The organism is Kitasatospora sp. CB02891, assembly GCF_002803145.1.
Taxonomy (GTDB): Bacteria; Actinomycetota; Actinomycetes; order Streptomycetales; family Streptomycetaceae; genus Kitasatospora; species Kitasatospora griseola.
Map to the genome: position 1 here is coordinate 740,233 of NZ_NNBO01000001.1, position 23,079 is coordinate 763,311.

The window sequence follows — 23,079 nt, forward strand, 5'->3', positions numbered from 1 at the left end:
CCCCCTCCCTCACCCCCGTTGCCGTCGAGCCGGTGGAGCCTTCCGATGACCGATCCCCAGCATTACTCCGCATACCGAGAAACCGTTTCCGACCTGGCCTCCGGGCCTCCTGCCGCCCTCGACCCGGGGTTGCTGGCCGCGCTGGCCGAGGCTGCCGACGCGCTGCCCGATTGGGCAGAGTCGCTCGCCCCCGAGGACCGACTCGACGGTGATCTCGCCCTGGACGAAAGCGAGTTCGCCGCCCTGGACGCGCTGCTGCGGGAGCGCTTCGGCGCCGACCTGGGCGCGCTGCGGGCCGGCCTCGGCCTGGACGGACTGGCTGCGCTGACCGTCGGCGACCTGGCGGAGCTGGTGCGCCGATGAGCCGCTTCCTGATGGCGGTGCCCCCGCTGGCCGGGCACGCCAATCCGGCGGCGGGGATCGCGGACGAGCTGGTCGCGCGCGGCCACGAGGTCGCCTGGACCGGCACCGAGACGATGCTGCGGCCGCTGCTCGGGCCCGACGCCCGGGTCTTCGGCACCGGCAACCGGATGTTCCGGGCGATGGGCGGCCACGGCCTGGCCTCGCTGCGTTCGCTGTGGGAGGGCTTCGTCGTCCCGTACGCCAGGTTCACCCTGAAGCCGCTGGACGCGGTGGTCCGGGAGTTCCGGCCGGACGCGCTGCTGGTGGACCAGCACACCCCGGCGGGCGCACTGGTGGCGCACCGGTACGGGCTGCCGTGGGCGACGCTGGCGCCGGGGGCGATGGAGCTGGGCCGCCCGTACCGGCACCTGCCGCAGGTCGAGGCCTGGACGGCGGGCCTGCTGGCGGGCCTGTGGGAGCGGGCGCAGCTGCCCGCCGGGGAGTTCGCCGATCCGCGCCTCTCGCCGCACCTGGTGCTGGCCACCACCGGGCGGGCGCTGCTCGGCGACCTGCCGACGCTGCCGCAACTCGCCCTGGTGGGGCCGGTGCTGACCGAGCGGCCGGCCGACCCGGCGTTCCCGTGGGAGCGGCTGGAGCCGGGCCGGCGCACCGTGCTGGTCACCATGGGGACGATGTCGGACGTCGTCGGCGCGGACTTCCTGCACCGCACCGTCGAGGCGCTGGCGCTGCTCGGCGGCGACGTCCGTGCGGTGATCGCCGCGCCCCGCGGGGCACTGCCGGCTGCCCTTCCGGACTCCGTCACGGTGGTCGATCGGGCACCGATCCTGGAGCTGCTGTCCGGGGGCCACTTGGACGCGGTGCTCTGCCATGGTGGGATGAACACCGTGGTCGAGTCGCTGGCGCACGGTGTCCCCGTGCTGGCGGCGCCGATCCGCAACGACCAGCCGTTCGTGGCGCAGCGGGTCGTGGAGGCCGGGGCCGGCCTCCGGGTCCCGTTCGCCCGGGTCAGTCCGCCGGTGATCGCCGAGCGGCTGCGGCGGGTGCTCGACGAGCCCTCCCACCGGACGGCCGCCGAGCTGATCGGTCGTCACCTTCTGTCCGGTGGAGGGGCGTCGACCGCCGCCGACCGGATGGAAGCGCTGGTCGCCCCCTGATTCCGCCTCGCGCCCGCCAACCCCTGCCTTCTGCACGGGGGTTGACGGGCGTGAGCCCCCGTACACCGCCCCATCCCGGGAGTTCTGGTTGATCGAGACCAAGGGACTTCGCAAGTCCTATCCGTCCGGTAAGCACGGCCGCACCGTCGACGCCGTCCGCGGCATCGATCTGGAGGTCCGAGCGGGCGAGATCTTCGGCTTCCTCGGCCCGAACGGCGCCGGGAAGACCACCACCCTGCGCATGCTCGCGACGCTCATCCGACCGGACGGCGGCGAAGCCCTGATCGCCGGCGCCGACCTGCTGGCCGACCCGGCCGGGGTCCGCCGGCGGATCGGCTACGTCGCCCAGGGCGGCGGCACCGCCGACGCGGTCACCGGCCGGGAGGAGCTGGTGATGCAGGCCCGGATGTACGGCAGCCGCAAGGCCGACGCCCGGCGCCAGGCCGAGGACGCCCTGAAGGCCTTCGACCTGACCGAGTTCGCCGACCGCCACTGCAGCACCTACTCCGGCGGCCAGCGCCGCCGGGTGGACATCGCCCTCGGGGTGATCCACTCCCCGAAGGTGCTGTTCCTGGACGAGCCGACGGTCGGGCTCGACCCGGCCAGCCGCGGCCAGGTGTGGGCCGAGATCAAGCGGCTGCGCACCGAGGGCATGACCGTGGTGGTGACCACCCACTACCTGGACGAGGCCGACGCGCTCTGCGACCGGGTCGCGATCGTCGACCACGGCCAGGTCGTCGTCGAGGGCACGCCCGAGGCGCTCAAGCGCGAGATCTCCGGCGACGTCGTCCTGCTCGGCCTCGCCGCCGGGGAGGCCGAGCCCGCGGCCGACGCCCTGCGCGGTCAGCCCTGCCTGCACCGGCTGGAGCCGGGCGAGGACGGCCTGCGGCTCTACCTGGACGACGGTGCGGCGGCGATCCCGCTGCTGCTGAGCGTCCTGAACGGGGCGGGCATCGTCCCCGGCACGGTGCAGCTCCAACGGCCGAGCCTGGACGACGTGTTCCTGGCCCGCACCGGCCGATCCATCGAACAGTCCTGACGAGAGATCCCTGGGGTTCCTTCCGTGAAGCTCGCCCGTGACACCTGGCTGGTCTTCCAGCGGCAAGTGCTGCTGATGTGGCGCACACCGATCTGGATCGTCATCGGCATCACCCAGCCGGTCTTCTACCTGCTGCTGTTCGCCCCGCTGCTCAAGAAGGTGCTCGCCCCCATGGGCGCCACCAGCTACGCCGAGGCCTACCAGATCTACGTCCCCGGCCTGTTGGCGGTGCTCTGCATCTTCGGCGGCCTCTACACCGGCTTCAGCCTGCTCGGCGAGCTGAAGGCCGGCATCATCGAGCGCTCCCGGGTGACCCCGGTCAGCCGACTCGCCCTGCTGCTGGGGCGGGCGCTGCGCGAGACGGTCGGGCTGCTCGTCCAGGCGGTCATCATCACGCTGGTCGCGCTGCCGTTCGGCCTGCGGGTCGACCCGGGGAGCCTGCTGCTGGCCTACCTGCTGCTCGCCCTGCTGGCGCTGATGACCTCGGCCGTCTCGTACGGCATCGCCCTCGCCCTGCCCAACGACGCCGCGATGGCGCCGGTGGTGAACACCATCGCCCAGCCGATCGGCCTGCTCTCCGGCGTGCTGCTGCCGCTGGCGCTGGCGCCGATGTGGCTGCAGCGGGTGGCGGAGTGGAACCCCTTCTACTGGGCGGTGGAGGGCATGCGGGCGCTGTTCTCCGGGCACCCCGGCGACAGCGTGGTCTGGCAGGGGCTGCTGATCGTCACGGTGCTGACGGTCGCGGCGGTGTTCTACTCGGCCCGGCTGTTCTCGGCCCGGATCCGGTAGCCGCACCCGGCCGGGGAGCGGGGAGGGGCTGCGGCCCCTCCCCGCTCCGTCGTGTTCAGCCCGCGGCTGCCCGGACGAAGTCGGCCAGCCGGGCCACGCCCGTCCCGATCTGCTGCTCGCTCAGGGCGCTGATCGACAGCCGCAGGCGGCGCTCGCCGCCGCCCGCCGGGTAGAACGGGGCCATCGGCGTCCAGAGCACGCCGTGTTCGCGGGCGCAGCGCTCCATCGCCGCCTCGTCGGCGGTGAACGGCACCTGGAGCACGGCGAAGAAGCCGCCCTCCGGCTCGTTCCAGGACACGCCGAGCCGGGCCCGTTCGGCCGGCGGGAAGTGCCGCTCCAACTCCCGCAGCAGCGCGGCGAGGTTGGCCGCGTAGTGGGCGCGGGCGGGGGCGTTGGCGTCCCGCAGCCGGCAGTCGTGCCGGAGCAGCATGCCGCCGATCACGGCCTGGCTGAGCGCCGGGGTGTTGACCGTCGTCATGCTCTTCAGCTTGGCCAGCTCGTCGGCGAGCAGCGTGGTGCGGCCGTCGGGGGCGAGCACCTGCTGGTCGGCGACGACGTAGCCGAGCCGGGCGCCGGGGAAGCAGGTCTTGGCGAAGGAGCCGAGGTAGATCACCTGGCGGCGCCGGTCCAGCGCCTTCAGGGTGGGGCGGTCGCCGGCCTCGCGGGCGAAGAAGCCGTACGGGTTGTCCTCGATCACCAGCAGCCCCTCCTCGGCCGCCGCGTCCAGCAGCCCGGCGCGCGCCTCGACCGGCATGCTGGTGCCGGACGGGTTGGCGAAGTCGGGGACGACGTACAGCGCGCGCGGACGGCGGCCGGCCGCCCGGACGGCGCGGGCCGCCGCCCGCACGGCCTGCGGGTCGGGGCCGCCGTCGGGGCCCTCCGGGACGGGGACGGTCGCCACGTCGAGCAGCCGGGCGGCGCCGGTGACGCCGACGTAGCAGGGCGAGCTGACCAGCAGGACGTCCTCGGGCGTGGCGCACAGCGCGCGCAGCACCAGCAGCATGCCCTCCTGGGCGCCGACGGTGAGCACCAGCGACTCGGGGGCGGCGTGCAGGCCCTCGTCGTTGGCGAGGGTGCGGGCGACCAGGTCGGCGATGATGCCCTTGGTCGGCCCGTACTGGAACAGCGCGGTCCGCACGGCGCTGCCGCTGAGGCCGCGTTCGGCGAGGTGGGCGAGGTAGGTGTCCAGGTGGCCGTGGACGTCCTCGGGCTCGAAGAAGCCCTCGTGCGGCCGGCCCGGGGCGAAGGACAGCGCGTCCGGGTAGCGCTCGGTGACCTCGTTGAGGAACGTCATCGCGTCCAGCAGCGGATCGGCCAGGCTGGCGTGCAGCTCGCCCAGCGGGAGCGTGGTGGTCGTCGTCACCGCAGGGCCTCCCGCAGTCGGTCGGCGGCGTAGCGCTGGGCGTCGCGGCCGTCGTCCAGGACGCCGGCCATCGCGAAGAAGCCGTGCGGCATGCCGTCGTAGCGGCGCAGCTCGACCGGGACGCCGGCGGCGCGCAGGGCTCGTGCGTACGCCTCGCCCTCGTCGCGCAGCGGATCGTACTCGGCGGTGATCACCGTCGCGGGCGGCAGCCCGGCCAGCGAGGGGGCGCGCAGCGGGGACGCCAGCGGGTCCGCGCCGTCGGCCGGGTCCGCGAGGTAGTGGCCCCAGTACCAGGCGACCGAGCGGCGGTTGAACAGCAGCGGGTCGTCGTGCTCGCGGACGGACGGGGTGTCCGCGGCGTGGTCCGTGTTGGGGTAGACCAGCAGCTGGTGGCGCAGCGCCGGGCCCCCGCGCTCCCGGGCGGCCAGGGTGAGCGCGGCGGCCAGGTTGCCGCCGGCGCTGTCGCCGCCGACCGCGATCCGCTCGGGATCGACGCCCAGTTCGGCGGCGTTCGCGGCGATCCACTCGGCGCCGGCGATCACGTCGTGCACGGCGGCCGGGAAGGGGTGCTCGGGGGCGAGCCGGTAGCCGACCGAGACGGTGACGCAGCCGACGGCGTTGGTGAGGCGGCGGCAGATCGCGTCGCCGGTGTCCGGCGAGCCGAGAGTCCAGCCGCCGCCGAACAGGTAGAGCAGGACGGGGAGCCGACCGTCGCGCTCGGGGCGGTAGACCCGCAGCGGCAGCGGACCGCCGGGGCCGGGAACGGTCAACTCCTCGACCGAGCCCACCGGTTCGGGGTTCCCGGCGGCGGCCCGGATGTCGGCGAGATCCGCGGCGCGGGCCTCGGCGAGCGTACGGGTGTACAACGGCGGCGTACCGGCCGCGGCGCGCTGCGCGCGCACGGCCTCGGCCTGGGGATGCAGTGGCAAGGGACGTTCCTGGGGGATCGGGCCGCCGGTCTTCGGCGGCGGGTCGGTGCGGGGTTCTGCGAGGGTGCGAAACCAGGGAGCACAACCAGGGGCGCGTGGGGGCACCTCCCGGCCCGCTAGGGCTGGGGGAGAACTGCGCGAAGCGGAAGGCGCTCACCCGCAAGATCGCGACGCAGGAGAATGACCTGCACGTGTCCGCGACCTTACGGACTGGTTGGCGCTTGTCGCGCAGTTCCGCCCCCCTCGGCTTCGCCTGGGGGTACCTCCAGCGCTCGCGTGTTCTCACCCGCCTGCGTTCAGCGACCGTCGGGGACGACCGCCGTGCGGTCGAGGTCGGTCAGGCGTGGGCGGCCCAACAGGGCGAGGGTGTCGTCGAGTTCGGCCTTCAGCAGGTCGAGGACCCGTGCGGCGCCGTTCTCGCCGTCGGCGGCGAGGCCCCACAGCAGGGGCCGGCCGATCAGGACGGCCCGGGCGCCGAGGGCGATCGCGAGGGCAACATCCGTGCCCGTCCGGACACCGCCGTCCAGGAGGACGGGCAGGTTCGGCGGGACGGCGTCGGCCACTTCGGGCAGTGCGGCGAGGGACGGGAGGGCACCGTCGAGCTGGCGGCCGCCGTGGTTGGAGACCAGGACGGCGTCGACGCCGTGCTCGGCGGCGAGCCGGGCGTCCTCGGCGGTGAGGATCCCCTTGAGGACGATCGGCAGGCGGGTGCGTTCGCGCAGCCAGGCGAGGTCGGCCCAGGTCAGGGTGGGGTCGAACTGCTCCTTGGCGTGGTCGGCGAGGCCCGAACTGCCGTGGCCGGCGCGGTGGCTGGCGGCCATCACGGCCTGGTCGACGTTGACGGCGCGGACGTGCGCGGGGATGGCGAAGCCGTTGCGGGCGTCGCGCAGGCGGCGACCGATCCGGGGGGCGTCGACGGTCAGCACCAGGGCGCGGAATCCGGCGGCTTCGGCGCGTTCGACCAGGGCGGCCAGCACGTCGCGGCGGCGCAGCCAGTACAGCTGGAGCCAGAGCGGGCCGGTGGCGGCCTCGGCGATGGATTCCAGGGTCCGGCTGGCGAAGATCCCGGCCACCATGAGCGCGCCGGCGCGGCCCGCTGCGCGGGCGGTGGCGACCTCGCCCTCGGGGTGGAACAGCTGGTGGTAGGCCATCGGGGCGATGCCGATGGGGGTCTCCAGGCGGCTGCCGAGCAGAGTGAGGCCCTGGTCGGTGGCGGAGACGTCGACCAGGGTGCGCGGGCGCAGCCGGCACTCCTCGAACCGGGCCCGGTTGGCGGCGAGGGTGCGTTCGGCGCCGCTGCCGCCCTGCACGAAGTCCCAGATCTCGGCGGGGAGTCGGTCGCGGGCGGCGCGTTCGAAGTCGGCCGGTTCCAGCGCTTCCACGGGTCTGCCTTTCCGGGCAGGCCTCGGTCGGGCCCGCTCCGGCCCGGCAGCGTAGGAGGCCACACCCCCAATGGTCTAGACATTGCTTCGGCTCAAACGCCTGTGCAATCGTCAGAAAGCCGAACCGACCCCGTTCGTCGTGACCGGCGTCCTTCCAACCTCCCCTTCGTGGAGTGGCGTTGACCGGATCTTCTTCTCTCCCCGCCCAGCCGTACGAGGCCGCCGAGGCCCCGCACGACTGGGTGGACCGCTACCTGCTGGCCGGCCCCGCCGACCAGGAGTGCCTGCGCTTCGGCGCCCCCGTGGACCGGGCGGCGCTGCGCGCCCTGGTCGCCGAGCAGGCCGCCCGGCTCACCGCCGCCGGTCTGCGCCGCGGCGGCACGGCCGCGCTGCGGCTGGCGCCCTCGCTCGGCTACGTCGCCGCGCTGCTCGCCTGCTGGCAGCTGGGCGTCCAGGCCGTCCTGCTGGACCACCGGCTCACCGACCACGAGGTCGCGCTCGCCGTCGAACGGCTGGCGCCCGAGGTGCTGGTCGAGTCGGCGCACGGCCCGGCGGCGGCGCTGCGGGGGTTCGCCGACACCGACCCGGTGCCGGTGGCGCTGCCGAACGGCCGCCCGGCCGCGACCGGCCACGCCCTGGTGCAGCTCAGCTCGGGCTCGACCGGCCCGGCCAAGGTGATCGCCCGTACCGCCGCCGACCTGCTGCGCGAACTCGACTGCTACGCACGGCTGGAGGCGTTCCCGAAGGCCGGCGGCCGGGTGGTCCTGCTCTCCTCGGTGGTGCACGTCCTCGGCCTGGTCGGCGGGCTGCTCAACAGCCTGTACGCCCGGGTGCCGCTGACCGTCCCCGCGCGGATAACCACGGCGGGCATCCTGGCCACCGTCGCCGCGGACGACCGGCCGACCACCGTGATCGGCGTCCCGTTCCACGCCGAGCTGCTGGCGGGCGCGACCGACGCGCCGCCGCTGCCGCAACTGCGCCGGATGATCGTCGCCGGCGAGCTGGTCCGCCCGGGCCTGCCCGCCGCCTTCACCGACCGGTACGGCGTGCCGCTGGGCACCATGTACGGGATGACCGAGCTCGGCGTCATCGCCACCGACCTCGACGGCGCCCTGCACCCCGAGGCCGTGCCCGTCCACGGCATGGACGTGCGCGAGGACGGCGGCGAACTGCACATCGCGACGGCCGCCTCCCCGTACCCCGGCCTCACCGACCCCACCCGCTGGTCGGACGGCCGGCTGCACACCCGCGACGCCGGCCGGGTCGACCCGGCGACCGGCCGGATCACCGTGCTCGGCCGCCGCGACTCGCAGGTCTCGATCGGCGGCCTCAAGGTCGACCTCAACGAGGTCGAGCACACCCTGGCCGCCCTGCCGGAGGTCCGCGAGGCCGTGGTGGTCTTCGTCGACGGCGCCATCGAGGCCTACCTGGCCACCGAGAGCGCCGGAACCGCGGATCGGGCCGACGCCGTCCGCGAGGCGCTGACCCGCGAGTTGGCCGCCTTCAAGCGGCCCCGGCAGCTCACCTTCCTCCCGGCGCTGCCCCGCACCGCCACCGGCAAGCTCGTCCGCGACACCGCCGCGCTGCGCGCCGCCGCACCCTGATCACGCCTTGATCGACCGCACACCGTTCCGAACCCCGACCCAGCACGAGGAGCACACCATGCAGGAGCGCATCCACGAGTTCGTCATCGCGGCACTCGCCGGGATGAACTACGACGTCGACGAAGTCACCGGCGACACCGACCTCGGCCCGGCCGGCCTCGACCTCGAGTCGCTGGCGCTCGCCGAGCTCTCGGTCCAGGTCGAGGACGAGTTCGGGGTCAAGTTCGAGGTGGAGGAGATGGAGACCACCGCGCTGATGACCCTCGACCAGTTCACCGCCGACGTGGCCCGCCGGATCGCCGCCGAGTCCACCGCCGCCGCCGGCACCGCCGCGTGAGCACGACCGTGCTGCCGGACCGGGCCGAGGTCGTGGCGATGCTCGCGGCGTTCGGGCAGCGGCCCGCGGACCGCGTGCCCGAGAACCTCGGCTCGCTCGAACTCACCTGGCTGACCGCCGAGTTCGAGCAGCGCTACGGCATCGAGCTGGAGCTCTCGGACGAGCGGTTCGCCGCCGTCCGCACGGTGGACGACGCGGTCGCGGTGCTGCGCGAGGCCGTGCTCGCCGCCACCCCCTCCCCGGGCGGGGTCGCCCGGTCATGAGCAGCAGCGCACCGCCGGCCGGACGGCCGGTGTTCACCGGCCTCGGGGTGCTCAGCGCCTTCGGCGCCGGGCTCGCCCCGCTGGCCGCCGCGACCGCCACGGCCGGGGCCGGCTTCGCCGAGGTGACCCGCTTCGACGTGGCCCGGCGCGGCACCCGGCGGGCGGCCCTGCTGGCCGACCCGCCGCCGCTCGCCGACGCGGTGCTCGGCGCCGTCGCCGACGCCTGCGCGCAGTCCGAACTTCCGGCCGGTGCACCGCTGTTGCTCGCCCTGCACAGTGACCTGCGCACCCGCGGGGTCGCCGAGGAGGTGTCGCGGGGCGCCGCCGCCCTCGGCCTGGCCGGGGTGACCCGGGTCTACACCGGCGCCTGCGTGGCCGCCGCCACCGCGGTGGCCGACGCGGCCGCCATGGTCGGCTCCGGCCGGCACCCCCGGGTGCTGGTCGCGGCCGGGCACCTGGTGGAGCCGGGCGTCTTCGCGGCCTTCGACGCGGGTCGGGCGCTGGCCCGCGACGGCGAGCTGCGGCCGTTCAGCACCGGGCGCAGCGGCACCCTGCTCGGGGACGCCGCGGTGGCCGTGGTGGTCGAGGCGGCGGACGCCGCCGCCGGGCGCGGCGCCCGTCCGCTGGCCCGGCTGGCGGGCTGGGGCCGCTCCGGGGACGCGCACCACGTGTGCCGGCCGCGGCCGGACGGCGCGGGCGTGGCCCGGGCGGCCCGGTCCGCGCTGGCCCGGGCGGGGGTCGCCCCGTCCGCGGTGGGCTACGTCAACGCCAACGGCACCGGTTCGCCGATGTCCGACCTGGCGGAGGCGCGGGCGCTGCGCGAGGTGTTCGGCGACGCGCTGGCCGGGTTGCCCGTCAGCTCCAGCAAGTCCGTCCACGGGCACGCCCTGGAGGCCTCCGCGCTGCTCGAACTCGCCGTCACCATCGGCGCGTTGGGCAGCGGGCGGCTGCCGGTCAACGCCGGCTGGCTGGGCCCGGACCCGGAGATCGGGCTGAACCTGGTGCTGGCCGGACCCCGCGAGGACGCCCGTCCCCGCTACGCGCTGAGCCTCAACTCGGCGTTCGGCGGCGCGAACACCGCACTCCTGGTGGCCGCCGCATGAACCACCTGCGCACGCTCGCCACCGCGGCCTGGACCGACGGCGCGCCGCCGCCCCCGCTGCCCGGCTTCTCGGCCTCGACCTTCAACCCACTGGTCGCGGCGGTCGCCGAGCGCTGCCTGGCCGCGCACTACGGCGAGCCCGGCGGAGCCGAGGAGCCCAACGGACACATCGAGCCGAACAAGCCGGGGGAACCCGGCGAACCCGGTGGACCTGCGTTGCCCGACACACCCGGCACACCCGGAGACTGCGGGTCGCCTGGCGTGCCCGACGGGCCCGAATTGCCTGGCAGCCCCGAGACGAAGCCCGGTGAGCCTCGCAGACCCATCGCCTCCGGCAGCCCCGGGGACTGCGGGTTGCCTGGTGGACCCGGGGCGCCCGGCGAACCCGGAGCGCCCGGAGACTGCGGGTTGCCTGGCGTGCCCAGCGAGCCCGGCGAGCCCGGCGAACCCGGTGGACCTGCCTTGCCCGACACACCCGGCACACCCGGCACACCCGGCACACCCGGCACACCCGGCACGCCCGGCACGCCCAGGGAATGCGGGTTGCCTGGTGGGCCCGGGGTGCCCGGCGAACCCAGCGAGCCCGGCGAACCCGGTGGACCTGCCTTGCCCGACACACCCGGCACACCCGGAGACTGCGGGTCGCCTGGCGTGCCCGGCGGGCCCGGATTGCCTGGCAGCCCCGGGACGAAGCCCGGTGAGCCTCGCAGACCCATCGCCTCCGGCGGCCTCGGGGACTGCGGGTTGCCTGGTGGACCCGGGGCGCCCGGCCGACCCGGAGCGCCCGGCGGACCTGGGTCACCCAACAAGCCTGGCGAGCCCTCGTTGCCCGGCGGACCTCGCGGACCCGACAAGCCCGGGTTTCCCGGGGAGTCGCGTCGCACCGGCCTGCTGCTCGCCAGCGCCGGGGGTGACCGCGCCACCGCGCTGGCCATCGACACCGGCGCGGCGGGGCATCGGATGCCGCCGCTGCTGTTCTTCCAGTCCAACCCGAACGCCGTCCTCGGGCACATCGCCGCCCGCTGGGGCCTGACCGGCCCGGTCGTCGCGATCAGCCTCGCGACCGCCGCCGCACCTGGTGAAGTCCCGCCGGACGCACTGGAGTTGGCCGCCCTGCTGCTCGCGGACGGCGACGCCGACCAGGTCCTGGTCATCGCCGCCGAGCAGCCCGAGCAGCCCGAGCAGCCCGACCACGCCGAACACGCCGAGCACGCTCGGAGCAAGGCCGGCCACGCCACCGCCGTCCTGGTCACCACCGCCTGAGCCCTCGTCCGCGCGCACCCCGCTTTCCGACACCCCGTCCGTACGCGTCCCCGGACGCCGCACACCGCACACCGCACACCGCACACCGCATGGTCAGCACCATGGGAGGGATCCATCACCGTGAGCACCCGCAGCATCCGCAGCCTCCTGGCGAACGACCCGGACGTCGGCGCCGGGAACGTGCTGACCAGCAGGATCGCCCTGGGCATCGGCCTGGACGAGCCGGCGCTGACCTTCGACACCCCGGTGGACGGCCACGCCGCCCGGGAGGCCCTCACCCTGCGCGAGGCCGACCGCGCCGTCCGGGCCCGGGCGGCCGCGCTGCACGCCCTCGGGGTCGGTCGGCGGGACGTGGTGGTGGTGTACGTGAGCGCCGCCGCCGACCAGGTGCTGTCCTTCCTGGCGCTGACCCGGCTCGGCGCGATCCCGGCGCTGCTCAACCCCGGGGTGGAGGGCGAGCGCGCGGCCCGCTACATCGCCCGGCTCGGCGCCGCCGGCATCCTCACCGACCCCGCGCACCGGGCCGAACTGGCCGAGTACGACCCGGCGGCCCCGGTGCTCGCCGACGCCGCCGACCTCGGCGCCGCCGACCCGGACGCGGCGCCCGCCCCCTACCGCCACCACGCGGACGACCCGATCGCGATCACCCACTCCTCCGGCACCACCGGGATGCCCAAGGCGGTGGTGCACTCGCACGCCAGCCTGTACGCGTCGATCCGGCACCGCGCCGCGCTGCCCCGGCCGCAGGGCATCGACCGGGTGCTCAGCGTGCTGCCCGCCGCGCACGCCGCGACGCTGATCGCGCTCAACCTGGCGCTCAGCTTCGAGGCCCGACTGCACCTGATCTCGCAGCAGACCGGCCCGGCCGTGCTGGAGGCGATCGAGCGCTGGCGGCCGCAGAGCGTGTTCGGCTTCGCCACCACCTGGGCCGACCTGGCCCGGCAGGACCTGGCCGCCTGCGACCTGTCCTCGGTCGGCCTGTGGTGGAACACCGGCGACTGCGCGCACGAGGCGCACATCCGCCGCCTGATCGCCCAGGGTTCGCGCGAGACCGTCACCCGCGAGGGCCGCGTCCGCCTGCCGGGCTCGGTGTTCGTCGACGGCCTGGGCTCGACCGAGATGGGCCACTCGCACTTCCACATCACCCACGCCCCCGGCACCGAGAAGTACGGCCGCTGCGTGGGCCGTCCGCACACCTTCGTCGACTGCGAGGTGGTCGGCCCGGACGGCGAGCCGCTCGGCCCCGGCGAGGTCGGCGAACTCGCCACCGCCTCCCCGACCCTGGCGCCCGGCTACTGGAACGACTCGGTCACCACCTACCGCACCCGGCTGCGCGGCCGCTTCCTCACCGGCGACCTGATGTACCGGGACGAGGAGGGCTACTACTACCACGTCGACCGGCTGGTCGACTCGGTCGACCTCGGCGGCGGCCGGCGGCTGTACACCGCGATGTCCGAGGAACGGGTGCTGGCCGACGTCCCCGGCGTGCAGGACTGCACGGTCGTCGCGGTGAAGGACGGCGACCGGGTGGTCACCGACGTGCTGCTGCTGCTCGCGGCCGGCGCCGACCCGGCCGTCGACCGCACCGAGGAGGTGGTCGCCGCGCTCGACGAGCACACCGCCGCCACCGTCCGCTCGGTCCTGGTGGTCGACGACGCGGACATCCCGCTCGGCCCGACCGGCAAGGTCCGCAAGGTCCTGCTGCGCGAGCGCCACCTCGGCGCGCTGAACCTCGCGGCCGGCGCCCTCTCGACGACCGCCCTGTCGACGACCGCCCTCTCGGCTGCCGCCCGATGACCCGGGTCGGACGGCCGGGCGCCGTCGTCACCGGCCTGGGCATGGTCACCTCGCTGGGCCGCAGGCCGGGCGACGTCTTCGAGGCGCTGACCTCCGGGTTCAGCGGCATCACCGCCGTACCGGAGGGCCACGTCGCGCACGGCTGGCTGCCCGCCGCCGGGATCGCCCCGCACATCGACGGCCGGGAGGTGCTGCCGCCGACCGAGACCCGCTGCGTCGACCGCTTCGCGCTGCTGGCGATGGCCGCCGCGGACGACGCGCTGGCCGACGCCGGGCTGGTGGTCGGCCGCGACGTCGACGCCCGCCGCACCGCCGTGGTGCTGGGCACCGGCGGCGGCGGCCTGGAGACCTACGAGCAGCAGGCGCAGCGCCGCCGGGAGCGCGGCCGCCCCGGCGTCAGCCCGTACCTGTTGCCCGGGATGCTCTCCAACATGGCCACCGCCCGGGTCGCGATCAAGCACGGCATCCGCGGCTTCAGCACCGCGATCGTGACGGCCTGCGCGGCCGGCGCCCAGGCGGTGGCCGAGGGGCTGCGGCTGATCCGGGCCGGCGACGCGGACGTGGTGGTGTGCGGCGGGACGGACGCCTCGCTGCACCCGACGATCGTCTCCGCCTTCGCCAACGCCCGTGCGCTGGCCCAGGGTTGGGAGGATCCGGCGCAGGCGTCCCGGCCGTTCGACGCCCGCCGCAACGGCTTCGTGCTGGGCGACGGCAGCGCCGTCCTGGTCCTGGAGAGCGCCGAGCACGCGGCCGCCCGCGGCACGGCCGGGTACGCCGAACTGATCGGCTGGGGCTCCAGCACCGACGCCCACCACCCGACCATGCCCCGCCCCGACGGCGCGGGCGCCGCCGACGCCATGCGCGCCGCCCTCGCCAACGCCGGCCTGGCCCCGTCCGACATCGGCTACGTCAACGCGCACGGCACCGGCACCAAGCTCGGCGACGTCGCCGAATCGGCCGCGCTGAACGCCGTGTTCGGCGAGCACCGGCCCGCCGTCAGCTCCACCAAGGGCGCCACCGGCCACCTGCTGGGCGCGGCCGGGGCGGTGGAGGCCGCCGTCACCGCGCTGGCCGTGGCCCGCGGCCTGCTCCCGCCGACCCTCAACCTGGACGACCCCGACCCGGCGTGCGCGCTGGACCATGTCCGCGGCGCCGCCCGGCCGGTCCGGCTGCGGGCCGCGCTCAGCAACGCGTTCGCGTTCGGCGGCCACAACACCAGTCTGGTCTTCGGGCCGACGCCCACCAGCACCGTCAAGTAAGGCCACCAGCGCCGAAGCGGCCGCCACGACCCGCTGCCTTCGCGCTCGAATCCCAGCTGCCAGGAGCCCAGTTGCCCATCCAGACGATCACCCACGTCGAGTACCACTGCGCGGACGCCGCGCGGACCGCCGCCGAACTGCAGGACGGCTTCGGCTTCCGGCGCGACGCCGACCAGCCCGTGTGGACGCCCGGGCTGCGGGCCGTCCACCTGCTCCAGGGCGGCATCCGGCTGCGGCTGCTGTCCAGCGGGATCGGCGGCCACCCGGTGGCCGACTGGGTGGAGCGGCACGGCGAAGGCGTCGCCGTGCTGGCGCTCGGCTGCGCCGACCCGGCGGCGGCGCTGGAGCGGGCGGAGCGGCACGGCGCCGAGGTGCTGGACCGCGCGGGCGCGCTGATCGCCGGCTTCGGCGACACCGCGCTGCGCTTCGTCCCGCTGCCGGACAGTGCGCCGGAGCCCGCCGGCGGCGACCTGCTGGACGCCCTCGACCACGTCGCGATCTGCGTGCCCGCCGGGCGGCTCGCCGCGTCCGTGCGGTTCTGCGAGGCCGCGCTCGGCATGCGCCTGATCTTCGGCGAGTACATCGAGGTCGGCGAGCAGGCGATGGACTCCAGCGTGGTGCAGAGCCCCTCCGGGGACGTCACCTTCACCCTGATCGAGCCGGACACCGACCGCCGGGCCGGCCAGATCGACACCTTCCTCGCCGACCACGGCGGCGCGGGCGTCCAGCACCTGGCGCTGCGCACCGACGACATCGCCACCGCCGTCCGCACCGCCCGCTCGCGCGGCGTCGAGTTCCTGGCCACCCCCGGCGCCTACTACGACGGCCTGGCCGAGCGGCTCGGCGACACCGCGATCCCGGTCGGGACGCTGCGCGAGCTGGACGTGCTGGTCGACCAGGACCACGGCGGCCAGCTGTTCCAGATCTTCGCCCGCTCCACCCACCCCCGGCGGACCTTCTTCCTGGAGCTGATCGAACGCCAGGGCGCGGGCACCTTCGGCACCGCCAACATCAAGGCCCTGTACGAGGCGGTCGAGCGCCAGCGCGCCGCCGCCGCCGTCTGACCGGCCGCCCCCACCCGACCCGACCGCCCTCCGAGGAGGACCGCCCCATGACCGTCGCACCCGAGTTCGTCCTGACCCCGGCCGAGACCGCCCTGCTGCCCACGCCCGAGGACGTGGCCGGCTACCGCGAGCACGGCTGGTACCTCTCCGGGCAGCTGTTCACCGACCAGGAGCTCGACACCCTCCAGGCCGCCACCGACGACTACTACGAGGGCCGGCGCGACCGCACCCTCGCCGTCCGGCCGCCCCGGCTGGCCGCCTGGGAGCCCGCGCACGGGCCGGTCCAGCGGCACAACGACTACGTGCACTACGAGAGCGACGCGATCGCCGCGATCCTGCGCAAGCCGCTGGTCGGCGCCGTCGCCGCGGTGCTCGCCGGGGCCGAGGAGATCCGGATCTTCCAGTCGACGCTGATCTTCAAGCCGCCGGTGCCGGAGGAGCCCTCCAACCAGGTGCCGTGGCACTTCGACAAGCACTACTGGCACACCTCGACCTCGGAGGAGATGCTGACCGCCTTCATCCCGTTCCACGACTGCGGGGTGGAGAACGGCACCATCACCATGGTCGACGGCAGCAACCGCTGGGCGGAGCTGCCCTCCGAGGAAGACGCCACCCGGCACTTCGCCCAGCGCGACCGCACCGAGCTGGAGTCGATCCTGGCCGCCAACGCGCGCCACAACGGCGCCGAGGTGCGCAAGGTCCCGGTGGTGATCCCGCGCGGGCACGTCAGCTTCCACCACTGCCGCACCTACCACGGCAGCGGCGCCAACCTGGCCGACTTCCCGCGCCGGGCGATCTCGCTGCACCTCCAGGACGGCGCCAACGCGTACCGCCACGCCACCCGCCCGGACGGCAGCCCCGCCTCGTACAACCACGACGTGCTGGTCCGCCGCACCGCCGACGGCCGCCCCGACTACGCCGACCCGGAGATCTGCCCGGTCGTCTGGCGGGGAGCCCGGTGACGGGCCTGCCCGGCTCGGCCGACCTCGGCTCCCCCGCCGGGCGCTACCGGATGCTGCGGCTGATCCGCGGCTTCGAGGAGCTCGCGCTCGGCCTGGTGAAGTCCGGGGAGATCACCGGCGGCATCCACCCGTACATCGGGCAGGAGGCGGTGGCGGTCGGCGTCTGCGCCGCGCTGCGCCCGCAGGACCGGATCACCTCCACCCACCGGGGCCACGGCCACGTGCTCGCCAAGGGCGCGGACCCGAGCCGGCTGCTGGCCGAACTGCTGGGCCGCACCGGCGGGTTGAACCGGGGGCGGGGCGGCTCGATGCACGCCGCGGACTTCTCGCTCGGCATCCTGGGCGCCAACGGCATGGTCGGCGCCGGCGGTGCGATCGCGGTCGGCGCCGCCTGGTCGGCCCGGCAGGCCGACGAGGACCGGGTCGCCGTCGCGTTCTTCGGCGACGGCGCGCTCAACCAGGGCGTCCTGCTGGAGTCGTTCAACCTGGCCGCGATGTGGCGGCTGCCGGTGCTGTTCGTCTGCGAGAACAACGGCTACGCCACCACGCTGCCGGCCGCCACCGCGGTGGCCGGCAGCGCCACCGGCCGGGCCGCCGCCTTCGGGATCCCCGCCGTCGAGGTGGACGGGATGGACACCGAGGCCGTCCGCGCGGCGGCCGCCGAGGCCGTCGCGCGGGCCGCCGACGGCGGCGGCCCGGGCTTCCTGGAGTGCCGCACCTACCGCTTCGAGGGGCACCACACCATGGAACGGCTGATGAAACTGCGCTACCGCACCCCGGAAGAGGTCGCCGACTGGCGCGGCCTGGACCCGCTGCCGCGCGCCGCCGCGCTGCTGCCGCCCGGCCTGGCCGAGCGGCTGGACGACTCGGTCGCGCAGCAGCTGGCCGCCGCCCGGCAGTTCGCGCTCGACTCCGAACTCCCTTCCCCCGACGGCGCGTCGGAGCACCTCTACGCGGACGGGATGCGTCCGAGGGCGGGGGCCGGGGCATGAGGCTCTCCTACACCAAGGCGCTCAACCGGGCGCTCACCGACGCCCTCGCCGAGGACCCGGCGGTCTGCGTGTTCGGCGAGGACATCGGCGCCGGAATGGCCGGCCCCACCCTCAACCTGCTCGACCGCTTCGGCCCCGGCCGGATCGTCGACACCCCGCTCTCCGAGCAGGCGTTCACCTCGATGGCGATCGGCGCCGCGCTGACCGGGCGGCGGCCGGTGATCGAGTTCCAGATCCCCTCGCTGCTGTTCCTGGTCTTCGAGCAACTCGTCAACCAGGCGCACAAGTTCTCGCTGATGACCGGCGGCCAGGCGAACGTCCCGCTGACCTGCCTGGTGCCGGGCTCCGGCTCCCGGGACGGCTGGGCCGGGCAGCACTCCGACCACCCGTACAGCCTGTTCGCGCACGCCGGGATGAAGACCGTGGTCCCGGCCACGCCCGCCGACGCCTACGGGCTGCTCCGGTCGGCGATCGCCGACCCGGACCCGGTGGTCGTCTTCGCCCCGGCCGGCGCCCTGCCGGTGCGCGAGACCGTGACCCGGGAGCTGGCGCCGATCCCGCTCGGCTCGGCCCGGATCCACCGCGAGGGCGCCGACGTCACCGTGGTCGCCGTCGGCCACCTGGTGCACGACGCGCTGGCCGTCGCGGAGGAGCTCGCCCCGGAGGTCTCCGTCGAGGTGTTCGACCCGCGCACCCTGTACCCGTTCGACTGGACGGCGCTGGCCGCCTCGCTGGAGCGCACCGGCCGGCTGGTCGTCGTCGACGACTCCAACCGCAGCTGCGGCATCGGCGGCGAGATCGTCGCCACCGCCGCCGAGGAGCTGCGCCTGATCGCCCCGCCCCGGCGGATCACCCGCCCGGACGGCGCCGTGCTGCCGTTCGCCCCCGCACTGGACCGCGCCCTGCAGCCGAACCGCGACCACCTGCGCGACGCCGTCCGTGCGGTGATGAAGCATCGGCCGACCTCCAGCCGCGAGGACCGGGGCCGTTGAACCTGACCGCCGAACTCACCTCCCTCAGCCCGGCGTTGCGCTCCGCCCTGGCGGCGTCCGGCGACGACCGGATCTTCTACGACCTGGCCGGCATCACCCGCCGCTACACCGCACTGCGGGACGAACTCCCGGGCGTCGCCGTCCGGTTCGCCATGAAGGCCTGCCCGGTGGACGAGGTGCTGGCCGAACTCGCCGCGCTCGGCGCCGGTTTCGACGCCGCCGGCCCGAACGAGATCGCCCAGGCGCTGCGCACCGGCGTCCCGGCCGAGCGGGTGCACTACGGCAACACCGTCAAGTCGGACCGGGGCATCGCCGAGGCCCACCGCCTGGGCATCCGGGACTTCGCCACCGACAGCCTCGCGGACGTCGCCGCGATCGCCGAACACGCCCCGGGCGCCCGGGTGTTCTGCCGGCTCGCCACCACCGGCAAGGGCGCGCTCTGGGGCCTGAGCCGCAAGTACGGCTGCTCGGCGGCGGACGCCGTCCGGGTGATGACCGCGGCCCGGGCGGCCGGGCTGACCCCCGCCGGGCTCTCGGTGCACGTCGGCTCGCAGCAGCTGACCGCCGAGGCCTGGGCGGCGGCCTTCGACCTGCTCGCCGACGCCATGGTGGAGCTCGAACGGGACGGGATCCGGCTCGACCACGTCAACCTCGGCGGCGGCCTGCCCGCCCTCGGCTACGTCGACCGGCACGGCACCGCGCTCGAACCACCGCTCGACGAGATCTTCCGCACCGTCCGGCGGGGCCTCGACCGGCTGCGCCGACTGCACGGCGGCGAGCTGGCGTTCGTCCTGGAGCCCGGCCGCCACCTGGTCGCCGACCAGGGCGCGATCCGCACCCACGTCTACCGATTGACGGACCGTCAGCAGCCGGACGGCGAGCGGGAGCACTGGCTCTACCTGGGCTGCGGGAAGTTCAACGGGCTGTACGAGATGGACCAGGTGCAGTACCGGCTGGTCTTCCCGACCCACCCGGACGAGGACCGCGTGCCCGCCGTGATCGCCGGCCCGACCTGCGACAGCGACGACACCTTCCCGCACGGGCGCACCACCGGCCTGGTGCCGGTGCCCCGGGCGGTGGCCTCCGGCGACCCGGTGTGGATCCTCGCCAGCGGCGCGTACGCGGTCAGCTACCTCACCCAGGGCTTCAACGGCTTCGACCCGCTGCCGTGCACGGTGCTCCCGGCCGACGCCTGACCCCGGTCCCGGCGTCCCCGGCTCGACCACACCGACGAGGACGGACGCGAACGGGCCCGGCCGCCGACCGGCCGGGCCCGCTGCGCAGGTACCGCTACCCGACGGACGAGTACGCGATGATGCCGCGCCGCATCCCGTCGACGGCCTTGCGGGCGGTGCGGCGGAGCTCGACGTTGTCGCCGGCGGCGTCCTGGATCTGGCCGAGGACGTCGATCAGCTGCTTGGTCCAGCGGACGAAGTCGCCGGCGGGCATGTCGGCGTCGCGCAGGACGGCGTCCAGGTCGTGGCCGAGGGCCCAGCGGTAGGCGGCCCAGGCGAAGCCCAGGTCGGGTTCGCGCTGGCCGACGCCCTCCGCGGTGGAGATCTTGTGCTGTTCCTCCAGGGCGTCGAGCTTGCCCCAGATCCGGACCATCCGGCCGAGCGCGTCCTTGGCGCCGCCCTCGGGGACCCGGGGAGCGGTGGCGTCGTCGGACTGCCGGGCCTCGTAGACCAGCGCGGAGGCGCAGGCGGCGAGTTCGGCGGCGGCGAGACCGTCCCAGACGCCTTCGCGGATGCACTCGGAGGCGAGCAGGTCGAGCTCGCCGTAGAGCCGGGCCAGCCGCTTGCCGTCGTCGGTGACGGTGTCGCCGCTGAGGTAGCCGAGCTCGGCGAGCAGGCCGCAGACCCGGTCGAAGGTGCGGGCGATGGTGTGGGTGCGGGAGCGCATCCGGCGTTCCAGCAGTTCGGTGTCGCGGTGCAGGCGGTGGTAGCGCTCGGACCAGCGGGCGTGGTCCTCGCGTTCGTCGCAGCCGTGGCAGGGGTGCTGGCGCAGCGCGGCGCGCAGCCGGGCGATCTCGGGGTCGTCGGCGGCGGCCGCGCGGCCCTTGCGGAACCGCTCGGGTTCGAGGTGGCCGGCCTTGGTGCGCAGCGCGGAGGCGAGGTCGCGGCGGGACTGCGGGCTGCGCGGGTTGAAGGACTTGGGGATGCGCATCCGGTCCATGGCGGCGACCGGGTGCGGGAAGTCGATCATCGCGAGGCGCTTGACCTGGCGTTCGGCGGTGAGCACGACGGGGCGCGGCCCGTCCTGGTAGTCGGGGTGGCGCGGCCCGGTGCGCCCGTGCCTGCCCCGGACGTCCGGGGGGAGGCCGGGGTCGAGGACGAGCGCGAGGCCGGCGAACTTGCCGGTGGGGACGTGGATGATGTCGCCGGGCTTGAGCTGCTCGATAGATTCGACGGCGGCGGCGCGGCGCTGCGTGGAGCCCTCGCGGGCGAGCTCGTTCTCGCGGTCCTTGAGCTGCCGGCGCAGCGACATGTACTCGTCGAAGTCGCCGAGGTGGCAGGTCATCGACTCGCGGTAGCCGTCCAGGCCCTCTTCGTTGCGCTGGACCTGGCGGGCGATGCCGACCACCGAGCGGTCCGCCTGGAACTGCGCGAAGGAGGTCTCCAGCAGTTCGCGGGAGCGGTGCCGCCCGAACTGGCCGACCAGGTTGACGGCCATGTTGTAGGACGGGCGGAAGGAGGACTTCAGCGGGTAGGTGCGGGTGCCGGCCAGGCCAGCCAGCGCCTCCGGGTCGAGGCCGCGCTGCCACAGCACCACGGCGTGGCCCTCGATGTCGATGCCGCGGCGGCCGGCCCGGCCGGTGAGCTGGGTGTACTCGCCGGGGGTGATGTCGGCGTGGGTCTCGCCGTTCCACTTGACCAGCTTCTCCATGACCACCGAGCGGGCGGGCATGTTGATGCCGAGGGCGAGCGTCTCGGTGGCGAAGACCGCCTTGACCAGGCCCTTGACGAAGAGTTCCTCGACGACTTCCTTGAACCTGGGCAGCATGCCGGCGTGGTGGGCGGCGATGCCGCGCTCCAGGCCGTCGAGCCACTCGTAGTAGCCGAGCACGTTGAGGTCCTCGTCGGGGATGTCGCGGCAGCGTTCCTCGACGAACCGGCGGACGGTGGCGCGGTCGGCCTCGCGGTTCAGCCGCAGGCCGGAGTTGAGGCACTGCTGGACGGCGGCCTCACAGCCGGCCCGGCTGAAGATGAAGGTGATCGCGGGGAGCAGGCCTTCGGCGTCCAGCCGGTCGATGACGTCGACCCGGCTCGGCGTCCAGACCCGGCCGGGGCGGCCGGCGGGCATCGAGCGGCCGCGGCCGCGGGCGAACCTGTCCCGGCCGCGGTCGGCCTCGGAGCGGGCCAGGCGGACCAGCTCGGGGTTGACCGCCTTGGCGGGGTTCTTCAGGCTGCCCTTGGGGCGGCCGTCCCGGTCGGGGCTGGCGAACAGGTCGTACATCCGGTTGCCGGCCATCACGTGCTGCCAGAGCGGGACGGGGCGGTGCTCGGAGACGATCACCTCGGTGCCGCCGCGCACGGTGTCCAGCCAGTCGCCGAACTCCTCGGCGTTGGAGACGGTCGCGGACAGCGACGCCAGGATCACGGATTCGGGGAGGTGGATGATGACCTCCTCCCAGACGGCGCCGCGGAACCGGTCGGCGAGGTAGTGGACCTCGTCCATCACCACGTAGCCGAGGCCGTCGAGGGCGCTGGAGCCCGCGTACAGCATGTTGCGCAGCACCTCGGTGGTCATCACGACCACCGGCGCGTCGCCGTTGACGGAGTTGTCGCCGGTGAGCAGGCCGACCTTGGCCTGGCCGTAGCGCTTGACCAGGTCGCCGTACTTCTGGTTGGACAGCGCCTTGATCGGCGTGGTGTAGAAGCACTTGCGCCCGGCGGCCAGCGCCAGGTGGACGGCGAACTCACCGACGATGGTCTTGCCGCTGCCGGTGGGGGCGGCGACCAGGACGCCCTTGCCGCTCTCCAGCGTCTGACAGGCGCGGACCTGGAAGTCGTCGAGCGGGAAGTCGTACAACTGCTGGAAGCCGTAGAGGGCCGTCGCCTGCTCCTTGGCGCGTTCGCGGGAGGCCGCGTACCGCTCGGCGGGGCTGAGCTGCTCTTCGGGCGTGGGGCTGCCGTGCACTGGCGTCACCTTTTCTTCCCGTGGGTGTGGCTGGACGGGGGCGCAGACGGCGACGCCTGCGGCTGCGGGGCCGCGGCCCTGGCGGGCGACGGGGCGCAGCGGGTGCTTGGGGTGTGGTGATCGAGCATCTCAGCCTGAGATTACCCGTCTGGAGTGACATCAACAGCCGACTTTTCCGGCAGCTGAAATCGCCGGCGGGAGACGGTGCGATGCGTGATCGGACGGCTGCTCGGGGTGAGCGTCGCCGCAGGTGGGCCGGGCCGCGAAAATCCGGTGCGGGTCGAA

Annotated in this window: 20 protein-coding genes; 16 read left to right on the top strand and 4 right to left on the bottom strand. The window is 74.8% G+C overall.

Annotated elements, in window-relative coordinates; translation table 11 throughout:
* Positions 1 to 45: 45 nt before the first annotated feature.
* From CG736_RS03530 to CG736_RS03545, 4 genes are all read left to right on the top strand, one after another.
* Positions 46 to 363: a hypothetical protein gene (locus tag CG736_RS03530; protein WP_157815391.1), complete on the top strand. Its 318-nt coding sequence runs from the start codon at positions 46 to 48 to the stop codon at positions 361 to 363.
* A complete protein-coding gene (locus CG736_RS03535) occupies positions 360 to 1,517 on the top strand; it encodes a glycosyltransferase (protein ID WP_100584629.1) in 1,158 nt (385 codons plus the stop codon). The genes CG736_RS03530 and CG736_RS03535 overlap by 4 nt, the downstream gene beginning before the upstream one ends.
* 88 nt (positions 1,518 to 1,605) lie before the next feature.
* Positions 1,606 to 2,556, top strand: a complete 951-nt coding sequence (locus tag CG736_RS03540; protein ID WP_100584630.1) for an ATP-binding cassette domain-containing protein — start codon at positions 1,606 to 1,608, stop codon at positions 2,554 to 2,556.
* A 24-nt stretch (positions 2,557 to 2,580) separates the two neighbouring features.
* A complete protein-coding gene (locus CG736_RS03545) occupies positions 2,581 to 3,345 on the top strand; it encodes an ABC transporter permease (protein ID WP_100584631.1) in 765 nt (254 codons plus the stop codon).
* A 55-nt stretch (positions 3,346 to 3,400) separates the two neighbouring features.
* Here CG736_RS03545 and CG736_RS03550 read toward each other — a convergent pair whose 3' ends face one another.
* The 3 genes from CG736_RS03550 to CG736_RS03560 all read right to left on the bottom strand — a co-directional run bounded on the left by CG736_RS03550 (position 3,401) and on the right by CG736_RS03560 (position 7,019).
* On the bottom strand, positions 3,401 to 4,708 hold the full coding sequence (locus CG736_RS03550) for a PLP-dependent aminotransferase family protein (RefSeq protein ID WP_100584632.1): 1,308 nt from the start codon (positions 4,706 to 4,708) through the stop codon (positions 3,401 to 3,403).
* Complete coding sequence (locus CG736_RS03555) at positions 4,705 to 5,637, bottom strand: alpha/beta hydrolase (protein WP_100584633.1); 933 nt, start codon at positions 5,635 to 5,637, stop codon at positions 4,705 to 4,707. Before CG736_RS03555 ends, CG736_RS03550 begins: the two co-directional genes overlap by 4 nt.
* A gap of 296 nt (positions 5,638 to 5,933) precedes the next feature.
* Positions 5,934 to 7,019 (bottom strand): alpha-hydroxy acid oxidase, encoded by a 1,086-nt coding sequence (locus CG736_RS03560; protein ID WP_100584634.1) that lies wholly within the window; start codon positions 7,017 to 7,019, stop codon positions 5,934 to 5,936.
* 173 nt (positions 7,020 to 7,192) lie between these two features.
* On the opposite strand from CG736_RS03560, the gene CG736_RS03565 reads away from it, so the two are divergent.
* From CG736_RS03565 to CG736_RS03620, 12 genes are all read left to right on the top strand, one after another.
* Entirely contained in the window at positions 7,193 to 8,623 is a 1,431-nt protein-coding gene (locus CG736_RS03565) for a class I adenylate-forming enzyme family protein (protein ID WP_100584635.1), read from the top strand.
* A gap of 58 nt (positions 8,624 to 8,681) precedes the next feature.
* Complete coding sequence (locus tag CG736_RS03570; protein ID WP_100585031.1) at positions 8,682 to 8,960, top strand: acyl carrier protein; 279 nt, start codon at positions 8,682 to 8,684, stop codon at positions 8,958 to 8,960.
* Complete coding sequence (locus CG736_RS03575) at positions 8,957 to 9,223, top strand: acyl carrier protein (RefSeq protein ID WP_198520341.1); 267 nt, start codon at positions 8,957 to 8,959, stop codon at positions 9,221 to 9,223. The genes CG736_RS03570 and CG736_RS03575 overlap by 4 nt, the downstream gene beginning before the upstream one ends.
* A complete protein-coding gene (locus CG736_RS03580; protein WP_100584636.1) occupies positions 9,220 to 10,326 on the top strand; it encodes a beta-ketoacyl synthase N-terminal-like domain-containing protein in 1,107 nt (368 codons plus the stop codon). Before CG736_RS03575 ends, CG736_RS03580 begins: the two co-directional genes overlap by 4 nt.
* Positions 10,327 to 11,150: 824 nt before the next feature.
* Positions 11,151 to 11,588 (top strand): beta-ketoacyl synthase N-terminal-like domain-containing protein, encoded by a 438-nt coding sequence (locus CG736_RS03585; RefSeq protein ID WP_100584637.1) that lies wholly within the window; start codon positions 11,151 to 11,153, stop codon positions 11,586 to 11,588.
* A gap of 120 nt (positions 11,589 to 11,708) precedes the next feature.
* The gene (locus tag CG736_RS03590; protein ID WP_232733761.1) at positions 11,709 to 13,385 is read left to right on the top strand and encodes a class I adenylate-forming enzyme family protein; all 1,677 of its coding nucleotides are present in this window, start codon (positions 11,709 to 11,711) and stop codon (positions 13,383 to 13,385) included.
* Positions 13,382 to 14,644, top strand: a complete 1,263-nt coding sequence (locus tag CG736_RS03595; RefSeq protein WP_100584638.1) for a beta-ketoacyl synthase — start codon at positions 13,382 to 13,384, stop codon at positions 14,642 to 14,644. Before CG736_RS03590 ends, CG736_RS03595 begins: the two co-directional genes overlap by 4 nt.
* A 71-nt stretch (positions 14,645 to 14,715) precedes the next feature.
* Positions 14,716 to 15,708: a VOC family protein gene (locus CG736_RS03600; protein WP_100584639.1), complete on the top strand. Its 993-nt coding sequence runs from the start codon at positions 14,716 to 14,718 to the stop codon at positions 15,706 to 15,708.
* A 47-nt stretch (positions 15,709 to 15,755) separates the two neighbouring features.
* A complete protein-coding gene (locus CG736_RS03605) occupies positions 15,756 to 16,670 on the top strand; it encodes a phytanoyl-CoA dioxygenase family protein (RefSeq protein WP_100584640.1) in 915 nt (304 codons plus the stop codon).
* Entirely contained in the window at positions 16,667 to 17,662 is a 996-nt protein-coding gene (locus CG736_RS03610; protein WP_232733762.1) for a thiamine pyrophosphate-dependent dehydrogenase E1 component subunit alpha, read from the top strand. The genes CG736_RS03605 and CG736_RS03610 overlap by 4 nt, the downstream gene beginning before the upstream one ends.
* A complete protein-coding gene (locus CG736_RS03615) occupies positions 17,659 to 18,654 on the top strand; it encodes an alpha-ketoacid dehydrogenase subunit beta (protein ID WP_100584641.1) in 996 nt (331 codons plus the stop codon). The genes CG736_RS03610 and CG736_RS03615 overlap by 4 nt, the downstream gene beginning before the upstream one ends.
* Positions 18,651 to 19,850 (top strand): ornithine decarboxylase, encoded by a 1,200-nt coding sequence (locus CG736_RS03620; protein WP_100584642.1) that lies wholly within the window; start codon positions 18,651 to 18,653, stop codon positions 19,848 to 19,850. Before CG736_RS03615 ends, CG736_RS03620 begins: the two co-directional genes overlap by 4 nt.
* Positions 19,851 to 19,944: 94 nt before the next feature.
* On the opposite strand, the gene CG736_RS03625 is transcribed toward CG736_RS03620, so the two are convergent.
* On the bottom strand, positions 19,945 to 22,794 hold the full coding sequence (locus CG736_RS03625) for an RNA helicase (RefSeq protein ID WP_100584643.1): 2,850 nt from the start codon (positions 22,792 to 22,794) through the stop codon (positions 19,945 to 19,947).
* Positions 22,795 to 23,079: the final 285 nt, after the last annotated feature.

Excerpts from the sequence above, each read along its gene's own strand:
- CG736_RS03530 (WP_157815391.1), top strand. The coding sequence starts at position 46 with ATGACCGATCCCCAGCATTACTCCGCATACCGAGAAACCGTTTCCGAC.
- CG736_RS03615 (WP_100584641.1), top strand. The coding sequence starts at position 17,659 with ATGAGGCTCTCCTACACCAAGGCGCTCAACCGGGCGCTCACCGACGCC.
- CG736_RS03570 (WP_100585031.1), top strand. The coding sequence starts at position 8,682 with ATGCAGGAGCGCATCCACGAGTTCGTCATCGCGGCACTCGCCGGGATG.
- CG736_RS03605 (WP_100584640.1), top strand. The coding sequence starts at position 15,756 with ATGACCGTCGCACCCGAGTTCGTCCTGACCCCGGCCGAGACCGCCCTG.
- CG736_RS03595 (WP_100584638.1), top strand. The coding sequence starts at position 13,382 with ATGACCCGGGTCGGACGGCCGGGCGCCGTCGTCACCGGCCTGGGCATG.
- CG736_RS03580 (WP_100584636.1), top strand. The coding sequence starts at position 9,220 with ATGAGCAGCAGCGCACCGCCGGCCGGACGGCCGGTGTTCACCGGCCTC.
- CG736_RS03535 (WP_100584629.1), top strand. The coding sequence starts at position 360 with ATGAGCCGCTTCCTGATGGCGGTGCCCCCGCTGGCCGGGCACGCCAAT.